We start from the raw sequence: 16082 nt of genomic DNA on the forward strand, positions 1-16082 counted from the left end.
TGTATTCTCAAACTATTGATCAATCTATCACTGAAATAGATTTTGAATTTCCTCCTTCATCTCTGTCTTGAGATCTTGACCACCCCTTGGTACAGAAACTTCGTCAAGAGAAGACAAGCTGTCCACAAATTTCAGCAACTGCTGTAGTGCCCAGTTTATATCATCTTTCTCGTCCGGAACCCGATACTTATCCTGTGCAGGGCTGAGATTCTGCAACCATGTTGTGTGCAATGATAGACCAAAGTTAAGTTGAGGATGATACAGCTTACATAAGGGTTCGGCATTTAGTTTTTTAGCATCAAAAATCCAAATTTCATCGCGCTCTGGAGTAAAAACGGTACACATGATATAACCGTTAGTTGAACTTTCTTCGCCGACACTGCGAGGAATAAACTGGGGCGAAAGTGCTATATGGCCTTGAGGAAATTTGTAGTAATCTTCTATCCGCATTGATTCATTTGATGCAGTGTTTAATCGGAATAAGCAAGACGGTTTACCTTCTTTAGCAAGTTGCAGCACTTCATCCAGAGGCACTTCTCTATTACGATAGTCCTCATATTGCTCGCGCATAGATTCAGTTGTCAGTTCTTCCCAAAGTCCAAAAGACACCCAGTAAATATTATCTAGTTTTTTGGGAGTCATACCTGACGATGGTAGTCTGTCAAGATAAGTGAATAAACCGGCTCCCCAGGTACAATCGCGATCGCTAATGACTTTTTTTTCTTTAACGCTCAAGTTATCAACATCTATCACATAACGCCCCATGCGGCTAATATCCATCGGACTCTGTTGGGTGCCACTCAAATTAGGCGAAACAGGTTGAGATGTATCATAAGGAGAGCGATCGCTTTGACGCAACCATTCAGCAACATCCCAAGCACAAATATGGGCAGCATGAAGTGTAATTTTGTTGCCAGGATTTTCATAGTCCAGCAAAAAGTGAGCCGCTTCGAGCGGGATAACTATCTTTTGCGCTACAACCTTTGTTTTGCCTTCTTGTAGATCGTCGCGGCGAATAATATATATGATAGAGTCTGGTAACGGCTCAACCCGGACTAATTTTCTTTCGTCTATTAAGGGAATATCTGGAATATTAGTCAAAATTTGCTCAATTCCAGTGGTAAATGCTGTATCCATCAGCACAATATAATCTTCAGTTAACCCAATCTGATGCATACTCTGCTTAATAGTGATTGGCGAATTATCGGGGTCAAATAGCTGCCATTTTTTCAATTCACCTTTACCATCCCACCGCATCAGATGGACAAAATCATTATTCCAGAAATTGCCATGTAATACTTGCTCCAGTAATTCACAAATTACTGATAGCCGTTGATATTTTTCTGGCTCTTGTTGTTTTTCTGTTTCCGCATTTAAGTTACGAATAATATCTTTTAAATATTGACTTAGCGTTCTGGCATAATTGACTGTAAACATCTCGTGTTTGTAGGTATCAAACACAGGATGGGCAGTGCTTAAAATTGGCTTAAAGGGATAAATAGGAAAGTCTATTGCTCCTTCCCATTCATTTAGTTTCCCAACTGGAGTTACTAACTCCAGAGTTTGTGTATCAACTTCGTAGGGACGTCCTGCATCATAAGTAACTAGTAGACGCTCGTTTGATTCCCCTGGAAATTTCATCGGCAAGAAGCCTGTATTTAACTCATTGCGCGAGCCGAGCAAGACAGAAAATCTGATCAGTCCGTGGTTGTGGAATCGAAACAACTTTCCTAAAAAGGGTTTGCGTATGTTTTGAGTTTTCTTATCAAATATGTAGTCTAGTGGTTTGGCAAGTCGTTGCTTCCATTTCACTTCACCAGGTTGATTGAAGTCAAATCGATAAATCATGCCATCGCCATTCAAACAAGTATTTCCATTTTTGTAGGGAAGTTCTTTGGAATCGATTGTGCCTGCTGGTGCAACCAGAAAAACATGACCCTGTAGATCGTTAGGTAGATTTCCTTCAGCAATCTGCATTGTCAGATCGGGAAGTTCATCCCGATTCGCATTCATAATCGATAGCGGGACTTTGGGAGATGCCTGAACCATATATTTATCCTTGGATATGGAAAAAGTTTCAACTTTGATTGCCTCTCGAAGAGTAATTAGAAAAATACTTGACATTCGAGGCAAAATAAGAACTAAGTTATGCGACTCCGCCAAAATTCCTCAGCAGAGTATTTTGGCAGACATCTAAATCTTAAAATTAATTTCAGCACGTGTGAACACATAAAACTCATATAAATCTCATATCATTAGACTTCTTGCATAAATATTGTCGCTGTGTTGACTAGGAGTTTGAAAAGCTCACGCAAAGTCGCAAAGACGCAAAGAAGAACGCGAAAATTATGATGCAAGAGGTCTATTCTCCAGATATTCGATGAGATTTGCTATAGCTAACTTATTCAAGATATGAAAAATTGTAGGATGCATTATAAAAACGCATCCTACTGAAGATTTATATGAGAATTTATATGAGATTTCTGTAAAACAATAGCTGGAATAGTAGCTATAGTAGTATAAACTGTCATCTACTTATGTGTAAATATCATTATTTAGGATAAAAGTAAGAAGTATTTTAGATGAGATGGTAAATATTAAAAATGAGATTATGAATTCAGATCATAACCAATTTACAGAAAAAGCTAAACTTTTGCAGGAAAGTCCAAAAATCTCCCCCGAACTCTTGAGAAATCATCAAAGCAAAGGCAATTTTTTAGAGATGCTAGAAGTTATGGCAGCATTTCAATCAGGGCTACCAATAGGAGACCCCAAGCAATATCAGGTTGAAAATATATTGGGTTTTATCGGTAAGTATCAGTTTGGAGAACCTATATTAATCGAGCTAGGCTACTACAAAACTAATATTTATTATGGACATGGATCTGACAAGAATTACTGGCAAGATAAGTGGACGGGAAAGCATGATATTGATAGTAAAGAAAAATTTCTGCAATCCCCAAAGGTTCAAGAAATTGCCATTCGTGAAGCTTTTACTCTCAACTGGAATCTGATTGACAAGACACTGAAAAAACAAGGAAAATCTCTAGAAAGTTACCTTGGTCAGGAAAAGACTTTTGATGATGGAGGGGAGTCAAAAACAATTACTATGACTCTTTCTGGTATTCTCGCAGCTGCACACTTGCGCGGCCCTTATGGAATGGCAAACCTGCTATTAAAAAATCCTTCATCCCACGATGAATTTAGCGTCTCTATTCTCCGCTATTTAGATGAATACAGTGATTATGATATAACTATAGAGGATTTTGCTATTAGTTAAGTGCGATCGCCTATATTAAATATTCCTCTCCACTCAAAATATTAAATCTTACTTTTAAGAGCGATCGCACTTATTACCAAAGCGCTCAAATATCTTCCCAGCCTTGATTTTAGCGCTGCATCGTAGATATTTTCTCAGCACGCCTGCAATTTGATTGTTGATTTTCAAAATACTGTCGATATAGCTGGCAACTGAGTGTTGCTTTGTTCCCATATAACTCAATTAGCCCCATACTAGATAATTTGTAACCTAGAATAGGTTCTATTTGTACGGGTTCCCCAGCATCTATAACGGTATAAAGAGCTGCTGCTAATTCTGGCTGTTGTTCCAAAACTGCCCAATGACGCTGTAAGTGATGGGAGTAAATCCCCGTAGATGTAGGTGCAAATTGCAGTAGTTGCGCCATACTGACATCTTCACGGCTCAGGTGATAGAGTGCTAGATGTACCAGTGCTGGATGTCCTCCTATTAAAGCCATCAGCTGGTGAGCTTCTTGTGCATTCCCATCAAGCCCATAGCGTTGAGCTAACTGCTGCACCTGCTCTAAACTGAATTTGCTTAACTGAATTGGTAGCCCTACATTGAAAGGAGACTGGTTCAGTTGCAGAGGAACATAAACTTCTGTGGAATGTACCACAATTAGGCGTAGCTTTTGCCACGAGGGTATCCTTTTAGCTTCTTCATACCACGAACGCAACATAGGGAAAAAATCTTTCGCTACCTGCGGATGCTCAAAAATTTTGTTCACTTCATCCAATGCTAAAACCACAGGAGAGTTAAGTTGCTCTAGTAAATAATTGCGAAAGTAGAGAGTACAGCTAACTTTGCTGCCGATATCATCATCCCAATAGTCGTTGAGTTGAGGCTGTAACTGCAACTGATGGGAAACGTTAGCACATAACCAGCGTAAAAATCGATTGAGATCGCTCAAAATTGTGTAATCAATTTGCTCTAGATTTAAGCTCACTGTGCGGTAGCCTTGGGAGTTGGCATAGTCAAGCATTCTCAGCATTAGTGAAGTTTTGCCCCTTTCTCTGGGAGCTTTAATTCGCACCAAGGCTCCTGGTTTTGTAATTTCTGCATAGGCTTGAGCCTCAATGGTGGAATGCTGAATGTAAAAAGGCGAGTTAACAGGTACTGAACCACTGGGGTAGCTGGGCGATATATCCTGGGGATCGGTAGGGGAAAATACATTTGTTTGTGATGCGCTTTTTACAGCATAAGACTCTAGCAATGCTCGACAGTTTTTTTTAGTTACGCGTCTGCCAATCACCCCAGAAAGGCGTTGCCATAATTCTGGAGCCACAACATTGGTGAAGTAGCCAGGGCTATAACCCTCTTTTTGGGCAATTTGGTTATAGGTTTGATACTGCCATATACCCTGCAAAACCAGTACTTCAGTAGTATTAAGCGGGCGATTTTGGCTCTCAACCAGCTTGCTGTTAATAAACTCAAGGAGAGTATCGAGATTCATAGATGCGACTGACTCGTTTGATTAAATTTGAGATTTGCCAGAATGCGTTAATCTACAAGTTCATGTTCTAATTTTCCAGATAATTGCATTATTTAAATATCTAATAGTATTGATAGAAATTGATACTATTTTCTGCTGTTCAATAAACTTCTACTCGTATTTAAAATCTGTATTATTTGTTTACATATACTCCATAAAATTTATATGAGATTTTATATGATATTTGCATGAGATATTATTTCGCTAATCTCACTAAAGTAAAAAATAAGTAGCGATTCGGAAACATATAGAAATCCGATTTGATTTCTGAAAACATCTAAGTATATGTAGTGGACTGACACAGCTAAAATAGTGCATTAGGAAAACTCTTGTGGGATGGGCGTCTCGCCCGTCCTGGGCGGACAAGATGTCCAATGCCACTTGCTACAACGCTCTTAACCCGCGCAACGCAGTGGCTCCCCCACAAGAAAATTATATTGCCACATTTTAGGCGTGTCAGTCCACTACGTATTTGTGCAAAAATCAAATGTGAATCCTAATATTAGAAATTCTGGCATTTCTTCAGAATTCATTGAATTTCTGATTCTGGCGGGTCAAGCTGGTATTGCTGTGAAACTTCAACAGCAGCAACACCTTCAACTTGAGAAATCCCTTCAATTTGTGCAGAGTCAATTGAACCTGTAATGACTCCAATTTGCTCCATTATCTGTTCTATTTTCATCCCAGATGCTTGTAAAGACTTAACGACTTCAAGGATTTGCTGTTTATATTGATCGTCAACAGAAATTAATAAAGTTACCTTAGACATAACTAGTTTCTTTTAACCTGTAAGTAGAGAAATAGAAAAACGGTATTGGAATAAAACTACTTAGGGAACTGCAAAAATAAATTAGGCCAAATTGTAGGGGCGGGGTAACCCATTGGTGTCAACTTAACGTGAAACCCTTATCCTAACTGGCTCCCATGCTCTGCGTAGGAGCGATGTTCCGTGGGCTGCTGCCTCAATTTATTCAGAAGACGAGGCGGAGCCTCGCAATACGCATTTCCAGCCGGAGGCTGGAAACGAGATAGAACTCCAAAAATAAATTATGCCAAATTGTAGGGGCGGGGTAACCCCCATTGGTGTCAACTTAACGCAAAAACCTTATCCTAACTGGCTCCCATGCTCTGCGTGGGAGCGATGATCCGTGGGCTGCTGCCTCAATTTATCGTACATAAAAGGGTTTAAGACCCCTACGTCTATACGTAGTATCATTTTCAGTCAGGGTTTAAATCCCCGACTGAAAATGTCTTTAATTTTGAATTTTGAATTTTGAATTTTGAATTGTTAACAGCTTTCGAGGCAGAGCCTCGCAATATGCATTTCCAGCCGGAGCCTGGAAACGAGATAGAGAAAAGTTTTAAGCTTAAGTTGACACGTATGGGGGTAACCCCGCCCCTACGAGTTGCGGGTTTGGTAAGTTAATGATTGGAATATTTTTTTATTTTTTTTATTTGGAAGTCCCTTATATTGTTGGTGGTGTACGAAGTTCAATACAGCATAACTACCAGACTACTAGGTAATACCTGAGTAAGTCTGGCAAAAGATAAGAAGTGAAGTACTCCGGCTTGCTTCGCTCTTTGCGTATCGCTCATCAAAACAACCATCAACGTTTCGCGTCTCATTCGCCGTTGCCACGTTGGGTATATCACAAGGATATTCGGGACTGAACCCGATTATGGTCTTACACAGCGTTTCTGGTATTGCTACCTTTATCTCCTCATGGGGAGAACCCGCGCAGCCGCCCGCCTCCCGCAGGCAGTTTTATTACTTGGACGTACACCTCTGTGTGGCTTATTTTTTACAGCAGAGCGCAATCATGCGAACCAGTGACCGAGGTCTTTCCCCCTTTCTCACGCTCTTAGACTTGGTAAGCGTCGAGCCGCTACTGTGACCGTTTGTTATGAGCCGTGTGGGTGGGTCAACAACCATTTATATATTAGCATAGAAATGGCGTAACGTGTACACACCCATGAAAGAGAAATCATTACGTTTTCGGATGTCTGAGCGTAGATACAACAAGCTTAAACTATATGCTAATAGCAAAGAAAAAACGATGACACAATTGATTGAAGACTGGATTGACCGACTACCAAGTCCAGCTATTGACGACTCCGACGCTCCTTCGTCGCTACCGCTTCGCTAACAACCATCTCACTCCCTAATCAACCGGAAGGTTGATATCGGTCGGAGATGTTTTCGTCGTCGAAGCGTCACTACCCCACCCTGCTGCGCTGAGGGTGGGGACTTCCGCGAACTGTTAAGAGTTAATTAGGGTGCTTGCACAAGACCAGCACCAACATCTTCTGAAGCCAAGGGTAAGCGACGAGCTGTCCGCATGAGATGATTCCAGAGTTCTTGTCCTCTCAAACCAGTTGCCTCAGCATGGAGAGCAGCTATGCCTGCAACATGTGGTGTAGCCATACTGGTACCGTTAATGGTTCTGTATTCTGTAGGCATTAACCAGCTAGAGTAGACTTCTACACCAGGGGCTGCAATGTCCACTTGACCACCTTCTGGATTGATGCCTCGATTTGAAAAACCAGCAATTTGTAACTGTGAATCAAGAGCTGCAACTGCCATAATTGAAGGACAGTTAGCTGGACGAGCAACTGGATTGATAATGCCTGAGCCACGCCTACTATCATTTCCGGCGGCTGCAACTATCAAGGAACCGCGACGTAGCACTCGTTGGGCGATTGCTTCATATATAGGAGAGAACGGCGTGCCGACTTGGGTAAAACCACCTAAGGACATAGAGATAATATGGCATCCATTTGCTAACGCCCACTCAATACCTTGGAGGATTCCTCCATCACTTCCGCTTCCTTCATTACTTAGCACTTTACCTACATAAATTTCCGAGTTGTAAGCTACACCGTAGCGTGGTAATTTATTTGGTCGGTAGGAGCCGCAAGCAGTACCAATGCAGTGAGTGCCATGTCCGTTCTCATCTTGCACATCTTCCCCTTCAATAAAGGACTTGCTAATAATATTTCGCCCGATAAAGTCGGGATGGTTAAAATCGAATCCAGTATCTAGAACTGCAATCTTAATACCCTGACCGCTAAGAGATGATTTCTCTGCATTGGTTACCTTCAGTCCCCAAGTTGTCACAGACTCATCTGCAAGTGCATTAACAAGCTGAGTTTGTTCCCCAGGAACTAAAGAGCCAACCAAATGATTTACTGCATCCCGATAACCTTGTAGGTAATCTACTTTGATATCAGTAGTAGATTTTGCAAGTTGTAAATTCCTAGAACCTACATCTGCCAGGGTGTAAAGTACCCTTTCTGGCTCAATTGACAAGATGGGGCTATCTCCTGTGGTAGAACTTCTCACAGAGCCGATTTGTTCTGGATTTGCGCTCACCACTGCAACACCCAAAGTATTTAAAAGCGTGCTTTGTTCTGTTTGGGATTGTCTAGCAGTAGGTATATCGATACTGGCCGTATCGCTCAACATTTGTATACCGTCAGTGACTGCATCTTCACGGAACAAAACTAGATATTTTCCGGTTAGTTCAGTTGTTTGGTTCTGATTGTTTATCATTTGGCTACTAGCCTCTTACTTAGTTAAAAAGATAGGTAAATAATTTGGAACTTATTGAAGAATAAAGAAGGGATTTTGAGATGAGTAATTACTCTTTATTTCCCAGCATCCCTAGCTTATCTTCGTGAGATAACTATGCACCAAAGGTTTGCGTCCAATAAAGTTGATTCCCGTTAGCATATCCAATGCCAATGTCACGGTAGTTGGGATTGAGAATGTTTGCACGATGCCCACTACTATTCATCCAACCGCGCATCACATCTTGAGGCGAAGAATAACCTGATGCTACATTTTCGGCAGCTTGTCGGTAATTATAACCATATCGCTTCATACGATCGAATGGTGATGAACCATCAGAGCCAGTGTGGCTCATAAAGTTATTTCTTGCCATATCGTTGGAATGTGCTTGAGCTGCTGCAGTTAGTTGGGAGTGAAGCCGCAGTGGCGATAATCCTACTCGGCTCCGTTCGTTATTAACGATATCAAGTACTTGCTGAATTACAGATATGGTTGCCAAATCTATGGGTGAGGGATCTGCAACATCACAAGATGCAGCTATCTCCTGAACAGTATTTTCAAGTTCAATACTTACAGGTTCATCAATAGCTGGCGCAGATGTTGCTTTGTCTAAATCGAAATTACGTGTTGTAGTCATGATTATTTCCTTTAATGAATTGAGTTATGTTGTGTAGAAGGTTTTTCGATGGAAAGCTTTTTGTGAAAAGTTATAGAAATCATGGGTGAAATCTAAACTTTTCAATAAAAATGAATATTTTTTGCAAATTCTTTTGCCTTCCATATACATATATTATCTTGGCGAGATTGGAGTAGTAATGAACTATATTTAGAAAAAAATAATTGCCAGTTAACTATTTTTAGTTTTGCCATAAAATATTTATCAAATTTAGACTTAAATAGCTAAATTCATGTTTGTAAATTTTAAAATCACGGAATCTATATAGATATTGATTAATTACGATAGTCTAAAAATAATTACTTATTTTTTCTCAATCATCTAAAGATATTTAATTATAAATTAAATTAAAAAAGAATAATATTGATATTAATAAAGAACGAAATGGTTAGCCAAAAAGCTAAACATTAGATTCCAAGAATCTCTATTTATTAAAGGGAAAATCATGACTGTAACACCTTCCAATTTAGATCCAGCAGCAGTAGAACAAGAAATGCTCCAAGCACATGCCTCAGGTGGTATTCAAGCTGCTGCGGATAATATCGAAATCTCGCTAACAAACTCAGGCGGCTATGTCGCACTTAATTGGCGTGCAGACAACATCGGTAACTATGATTACGTAGCTTTGTACAACCGTCCGCCTAGCAACGATCCTCGGGGATACCTAACAAACCAGTGGCAATGGACTGTTAACCGTAATAGTCCCCACGTCACGGGTACATGGGCTAGTGGGAGTTTTTGGATTGCTTATTGTTCTAGTAACTCAAATGGTTACTTTGTTCTAAGGGAAGCTGGTCCATATATATTTTAACCAGTAGAATTGCCCGATCAACTGATATTGGCATTTCACCAAGATACAGCAGATTTCAGGTAAATGAGGTACGCGCTTTGGGGCATGGCAGTGCCAGTGCCCCTACAATCAACGATATAATCTGTACTTCACCAACTGGCAATCTGCTGTAGCTATAGCAATTCTATTTGATTTGTGAACAAGGACAGTGGGGCAGGCATCCTACCTGCCCCAATAACAGCCATTTTGGCTATTCCGTAAATTCATAAATAATTTAGGACTGCTATAGTTGATAGCGTTGTGCTTCTCTCCAAGCATGGGGGGTAGTGCTATGATAATTCCGGAACTGACAATAAAAATGATTGATATTTTGATAGCCTACTTGTAAAGCAATCTGATTAACGGAGTTGTTAGTTTCTAAAAGCAAAGTACATGCTTGGGCTATCCGACGCTCAATAATCCAATCATTGACAGTTTTTCCCGTAATTTTTCGTACTAAATCAGTTAAGTAAGCTGAGGAATAACCAACAGCGCGAGCTACTTCTTTTAAACTAATAGGTTGATGATAATTTGATTCTATAAATTCAAATACTTTACGTAGCCGAGGTATTGATGGAAATATGGATTGAGGATTATTTAATTTTTTACATTCTTCGATAGTAGACAATTTATCCTTTTCTAAATGCACGCGAACAAGACCATTCTCTGTACTAATTACCTCAAATCCTGCTGTTTTCAAACATTTAAGTAAGAGGTTTTTAGTTTCGTGATTCTCATCTATTACTAAAATAGTATTCATGTTATCATCTAGTATTTAATAGAGTTAACAGCCGATCAGATTTCTTAATTTATATATATTGGGCGAGCAAGATGCCCACCCCACAAGAAATATACAATTTCAGATTATGCAAACTAGATGTGGTTTAGCTTAGACGCGATCGCTCTCATTCTCTGACCATTTTCACTGCACTGTGCGTCATGGCTTTAAGCTTCGCTACGATCGCTCCATATCTGCGTTGATTTACATTACCTTAAGGACTTCCAGAAAATAAATTATCCCATTTTCATAGTGGCAAATTATTTCTCCTCTGCTTCCTCTGCCTCCTCTGCTTCCTCTGCATACACAGCGATGGAATATTTTTTTAGTTGGAAGTCCCTTAAGCTGTGACGAGAATTTTTTAACTTACGGTGACATCATTTTCCGGCTTCATCAGGTCATCACCTGCAATTACAGTTGAATAGAATGTATACTTTTTATCTGCTTGATAGCGCTTATCTTGCTTCACCAATTCCATAAATTGTCTGTGTCCTGCTGTCGTGCGCCCCACTAGGCAACCAGCACTGGCTGTCTTAATATCGTTTTGGGGAAAGTCAAATCCCCAATGCTGGTTAATACCGAAAAATCCAGTATCAATTTTGTCATTAGTACGCAAGAAGTTTTTATCAAAGTCTCTATGAACGTTCACCTCACCGCCTGTTTGCACTAATGCCTCATGTGCCGTTGGTTTGCCTGCTTGGTGCGTTCCTACCTGCCAAGCTCGATACTGTCCAAACTTAATCCTGGCAGCACCCTTGGGATTTAGAGGTGTATTAGTGTACCTGACTCCTGGTTCGGTTGTTCCCTCCCATTGGTCTAAGATTACAGGCTTGCCTTCTTGAATTTCCAGCACCAAGCGCAGATCGTTGAAAGAGTTTGGGCGATCGTCGTTGAGTGTCAGATCTACATTCATGCCTTCTATATAGACGATGTTGTATTCCTGTCTTTCTGTGAAGACGGTGTAGCCCTTTTTTACCATGTAGTTGTAAATCCGACTAGCCATGTCGCCAGTTTGGGATTTGCCATTACTTTTGGAACTCTTGAGCTGAACTGCGGCTCTAGCGTTGGGTTTGGCATCTATAAGGCTGGATGCAGTTTCCGTGCCGAAGAAGCCATACAGCCGTTCTGTACTAGTTTCTGGCAAGTATTCAGCTTGAAATCTCAACAAGGCAGCTATGCAAACATCATCAAAACCTTTTTCTGATAAGGATTCTTCCCCAGATGGAGGTTGTAGATCGCCAATTTCAATGAGTATCTCTTGAATTTCATAAGCTAGCATACTGTCTTGAGCGATCGCCTCAACACTGTACTTTTCCTTTGTGCCCACAAAACCTTGTATATTCATGGTTGACCTCGTAATATAGATTTGATTATTTGGCAATTTTGAGTGTCACTTGCTTGGTTGTCCACTCACTACTGGCAGATGCAGCAACGGTAAGCTTACGTGTTTGCGGTTGCTCGTCATCAATTGCTGCCAATAGGGCTTCGAGTGGATTTCCCAAATGAATACTAAATCCCTTCGATTGCAGTTGCTCGTCGAGGGATGGTAGCTCTAACCAGCGAAAGTTAGCCGCACCAACTGTGGCAAAAACTTTCACAGTGTTTTCTACGGCAGCACCATCCCCTTCGAGTGAGGGTTCTAAGGGTATGACTTCTGTCTTACCGGGGTCGAGGGTGGTGAAATATTCTCCTTGTCCTCTAGGGTGAATTTGCTCAATTTCCCAGTCTGACGCTAAGTTTAAGACGGCAATATTTAGAGGTTGGGAATAATTATTGCGAATCAGCAGGAAAATATATTCACCAGTTGTCACCTTTGGCTGACTGGGGACTGCAAACATTTTCAACTGCGACTTGGGTGGAATTTTATCGCCTAATTCGTAGGTGTCGGATGTGCCTAGCCATTCAACCGCCAACTTGCCAGCTAAGGGGGAGTCTTTATCAGTATTATCTAGCTCTGCTGTTGCATGATATTTTGCTAGATGCACAAGGCGGTTGACGATTGTTTTTGCAGCATTTGGGTCGCCAACTTTGATAACTGGCTTCATATTTTCATAAGGATAACCAGTGCGATCGCAAATTTCATACTCTGCGTTTTTGTTCACTACCACCTGATAAGCAACGCCTTCATCATCATCGGTAGTTGCAACATCTTCTGCTAGTTCTATCCAACCATTTCCAGCTAAGGCTTGCTTAATCTGCTCTAAAGCATCTTGTTGAACTGTGGCTTGTGCTTCCAAGGAAAGGGAAATTTTGCGGACAAGATTCACCGAAGCAGAGATTAAAACAGCTTGGTCTCCCTGTTCAACTTTCAGTTCCTTGCCTTCAATCGGTTCTAGCCGACACTGCGATTCAGTGGCTCCCCGTTGAATAATTCTGGCGATCGCGATGCGATTTTCTTGGGCGCTCAGGTTAGTTGTTCCACGCGGGTAGATGGCAAATTCTGCTCCTTTGCCAACCCCGTTTGCTTGACCGATTCCTAGTTCCGCTTGGGTTTCACCTGTGGGTAAGGTCTGGACTTTTAGCACAGGTACAGCATAGACAGTTGTTGCTGAATCACTACCAAACAATTCCCGATTGCCTGTACCCATCAGCATTGGGGTTTGTTGGGGGAACTGACTGTGAATTTTGGCGTTGATGCGATCGTATAAATCCTTATATGTCTGTCCGGGATTTTGTTGCCTCAAGGTATCTAACAACCAGTAGGTAAGCGCTCCATTGCGTTCTTTGGTTTCACGGTTAAAGGCATACTCAAAGGCAAATTCATTGGGACGACAAGCTGCTAATACTACATAATCTTCTGATTGTGGCAAACCTCCTGCTTTCAGTCCGCGAGTTTCTCCGGCTGTTAAAGATTGCCAAGTTGTTGCCAGAGTTTTTAGGGGTGCTACAAGTTCTTGACCTGCTTGCAGGGGCTTATCGTCAACCACATTCATGCCGCGAATTTCTGCATCACCTCTGGTTGCCCCTCCGGAGTGGCAGCAATCCAACACCAGCGTCACAGTTAATTGCTGATTTACTAAATCCTGCAACAATTGTGCTAGCTCTAAGTCGCGCAAATACTGCCCTTCTGAAGTACCGATATCTGCGGGGACTAATCCTTCATCAATGCCATCTGGATCTTTAATATCTGGGAAAATAGTTTTTGCGCGTCCACCATGTCCAGAATAGTGAATATATACTTGCGATCCGGGTGGAGCGATCGCGCCGAGTTTTCTAAAGTAATCGACAATGTTTTGGCGCGTCGGTAATTTTTCTGGCGGCTCCAGTGGTTTTGTGGCTTCGGCAGGATTTTGAGAAGCTGTTAATTTCAAAATTTGAGCATCTGGAACTTTCCGCATCTGTTTGAGAAAAGCTTCCACATGATTGATGTCTCGCACGCAACCACCAAGATTTTTGTAAGAACTACCATCAGGTAGACGGTTAGGTAAATAGAAATCAATGCCAATCAGTAAGGCGTAAAGGTTACTGGTTTGGTTTGTTTGTGCGGTCATGGTTTCTGTTTTAATTATTTATCGATTGCTTTCATCTATGCGTAACCGAAATACTATTTCACCCCCATGCATGAAAGTCGAGACGGGGGATTAATAGTGCGCCATGCGATCGCAGTAGATGCTCTCACCCATACTTATGCCCAACATTTGGCAAAAACGCTGATAAAAGCCTACTCTGTCCTCAACCTTGGCATTTGTAGGAATACTGCATTCAAGTCCACCGTTAATAATATTGATAGTCATACCAAATCCAGGTATACGTCCTTTGCTGGCATCATCTGCCGAAGGAGTCCAACCGCCACTGATGACGGCGTGGCAGGATGGTTTGGGAGGTTGAGCAGTCATCCAAAACCATAAAGCAGTTTGAAAGGCGATCGCACCATCTGATTTCACTAAATCGGGGTTAGCGAGTAAATCTATACCTAGAGCCTGACCCACGGCACCATAGTTATAATTCCATGATAATTGGATTGGGCCGCGACCGTGATATGTTTTACCTGGTACGCAGGGATAGATGCTATTGCTGGGATCGCAGTATTGAGTACAATTGCCATTCTCGCAACCTACTTCTTCAATAAAGTACAAACCCCAAGCATAGCGCCCACCAGGAGCCGTGTCCCATCCTCCTGTTGTCTCGTGGGCAATGTTAGCTAAGAAAGCAGCAGCCTCGCGTTGGCGTTGTTCGTCTGAACCTTCGTTACAAAACTGCGGGTATTTTTGGGCGGCTGTAACTAAGCTATCGTAGGTGTACAGAGCGTTACAGTTTGGGAACATAGCTTCGTAAGTCTGGCGCGACACAATACTTGCGAAACCACTACCTGATGGTGGCGTTACAACAGTGCTATGAATGCAGAGTTCCTGCCCAGGTTGCAAACTAGCGGGATTGGGCGAGCTGCCATCTGGGTTTGTGATTTCAGTCCAACGGTTACCATTACCTAATAAGCGCTCGGCAATTAAATAAAGCGTGTCTCCTACCTGTACAGTATAAGCAGTACCAGATGTACAAACCATAAGCAATCTTCAATTAGTAAATTCTTCAAGCCTTGTTAAGAAAAGTCTTGAAAGGTTTTTTAGAGCAACAATTTGAGCTTACTTTTGAATTTAACAATTATCTTACTGGATAATCTCATACCAATCTCATGCAAATACTCATACAAAAGCAAATAAGTGATGGAGCTTAAGATAATATGAGAAAAATATTTTCTTCGTTGCCTAATAAAAGCATGACTTGCAGTAATTTACCTTAGGGACTTCCAAAAAATAAATTACCCATATTTCGTAGTGCGAGCAGCGTTCGACTGAGCGCTCACGCCGAAGTCTTGCACGATGAGTGAACACCAGTGAGCGAGACGTTTGTCCTTGACCTACTTATATTGATTATCAATGATAATTTTGAATTTCCAGCCAGTCATATCAGTAATTTTGTCCCTCAACTACACCATAACCTCAGCCCCAGCAATGGCATAAATTTTCAGCTTTTTGAATATAAATACTTGCCACTTCACCCCCATAAATACATTACCGCCGGTCAACAGGCAAAGTTTTACTTATGATTTTAGTTTGCTGCTACTGCTATTGCAGTTTTCAGCAATGCTGGTGTAATCAGTTCGATTCTTCAGCTTGTAGTAACGTTGGAATAGCAATTATTTAAATTAAAATTTCTTATAGTAAATGACTATCGTAAATTTACTAATGCTGTTAATATACTTTTTAACGCTGTTCTATAAATTTGTACAATTATCATCTGAAAAATAGTAGCTAAACCTCGTCCATTTTGAAACCTGGAGTAGTGCGTGCCGGAAAGCCCGCTAAGAAGCCCAGGGAGCAAGATACTCCCACTACTTTTAAAACTATGGTTCTCAAAATAGATGTGGTTTATATAATTTTGTGTTGCATACGAGTTAAGACGTATGGAGCTACTACTCATAGTTTGTGTGGACTAAC

12 protein-coding genes are annotated in these 16082 nt (G+C 41.2%); 2 read left to right on the forward strand and 10 right to left on the reverse strand.

The annotated features are described in order from the left end of the window. Nucleotides 1–27 precede the first annotated feature (27 nt). Nucleotides 28–2049, reverse strand: coding sequence for a carotenoid oxygenase family protein (locus tag AACW45_RS21305; protein ID WP_190634557.1), 2022 nt, complete (start codon nt 2047–2049; stop codon nt 28–30). 562 nt (nt 2050–2611) lie between these two features. Here AACW45_RS21305 and AACW45_RS21310 point away from each other — a divergent pair. Beyond that, nucleotides 2612–3280 carry a hypothetical protein gene (locus AACW45_RS21310; RefSeq protein WP_190634558.1) on the forward strand — a complete coding sequence of 223 codons (669 nt, stop codon included), beginning with the start codon at nt 2612–2614 and terminating at the stop codon, nt 3278–3280. Nucleotides 3281–3389: 109 nt separating this feature from the next. Here AACW45_RS21310 and AACW45_RS21315 read toward each other — a convergent pair whose 3' ends face one another. From AACW45_RS21315 to AACW45_RS21335, 5 genes are all read right to left on the reverse strand, one after another. Beyond that, on the reverse strand, nt 3390–4754 hold the full coding sequence (locus tag AACW45_RS21315) for an AAA-like domain-containing protein (RefSeq protein ID WP_190634560.1): 1365 nt from the start codon (nt 4752–4754) through the stop codon (nt 3390–3392). 568 nt (nt 4755–5322) lie between these two features. Next, nucleotides 5323–5562 carry a ketohydroxyglutarate aldolase gene (locus AACW45_RS21320; RefSeq protein WP_190634562.1) on the reverse strand — a complete coding sequence of 80 codons (240 nt, stop codon included), beginning with the start codon at nt 5560–5562 and terminating at the stop codon, nt 5323–5325. Between the two features lie 722 nt (nt 5563–6284). After that, nucleotides 6285–6419, reverse strand: coding sequence for a hypothetical protein (locus AACW45_RS21325; protein ID WP_277880419.1), 135 nt, complete (start codon nt 6417–6419; stop codon nt 6285–6287). Nucleotides 6420–7065: 646 nt separating this feature from the next. Beyond that, the gene (locus AACW45_RS21330) at nt 7066–8346 is read right to left on the reverse strand and encodes a S8 family peptidase (protein WP_190634563.1); all 1281 of its coding nucleotides are present in this window, start codon (nt 8344–8346) and stop codon (nt 7066–7068) included. Nucleotides 8347–8479: 133 nt separating this feature from the next. Continuing rightward, complete coding sequence (locus AACW45_RS21335) at nt 8480–9001, reverse strand: CAP domain-containing protein (RefSeq protein ID WP_190634565.1); 522 nt, start codon at nt 8999–9001, stop codon at nt 8480–8482. Between the two features lie 484 nt (nt 9002–9485). Between AACW45_RS21335 and AACW45_RS21340 the strand changes: the two genes are divergently transcribed. Beyond that, the gene (locus AACW45_RS21340) at nt 9486–9851 is read left to right on the forward strand and encodes a hypothetical protein (RefSeq protein WP_190634567.1); all 366 of its coding nucleotides are present in this window, start codon (nt 9486–9488) and stop codon (nt 9849–9851) included. A gap of 262 nt (nt 9852–10113) precedes the next feature. On the opposite strand, the gene AACW45_RS21345 is transcribed toward AACW45_RS21340, so the two are convergent. The 4 genes from AACW45_RS21345 to AACW45_RS21360 form a co-directional block, all read right to left on the reverse strand. Then, entirely contained in the window at nt 10114–10629 is a 516-nt protein-coding gene (locus AACW45_RS21345) for a helix-turn-helix transcriptional regulator (RefSeq protein WP_190634568.1), read from the reverse strand. A 379-nt stretch (nt 10630–11008) separates the two neighbouring features. Further along, a complete protein-coding gene (locus AACW45_RS21350) occupies nt 11009–11992 on the reverse strand; it encodes a peptidoglycan-binding protein (RefSeq protein WP_190634570.1) in 984 nt (327 codons plus the stop codon). Between the two features lie 25 nt (nt 11993–12017). Next, nucleotides 12018–14138: a caspase family protein gene (locus AACW45_RS21355; protein ID WP_190634572.1), complete on the reverse strand. Its 2121-nt coding sequence runs from the start codon at nt 14136–14138 to the stop codon at nt 12018–12020. A 90-nt stretch (nt 14139–14228) separates the two neighbouring features. Then, nucleotides 14229–15149 carry a glycoside hydrolase family 19 protein gene (locus AACW45_RS21360; protein WP_190634574.1) on the reverse strand — a complete coding sequence of 307 codons (921 nt, stop codon included), beginning with the start codon at nt 15147–15149 and terminating at the stop codon, nt 14229–14231. Nucleotides 15150–16082 lie beyond the last annotated feature (933 nt).

It is taken from the genome of Calothrix sp. FACHB-168 (assembly GCF_963889195.1).
Taxonomy (GTDB): domain Bacteria; phylum Cyanobacteriota; class Cyanobacteriia; order Cyanobacteriales; family Nostocaceae; genus Aulosira; species Aulosira anomala_A.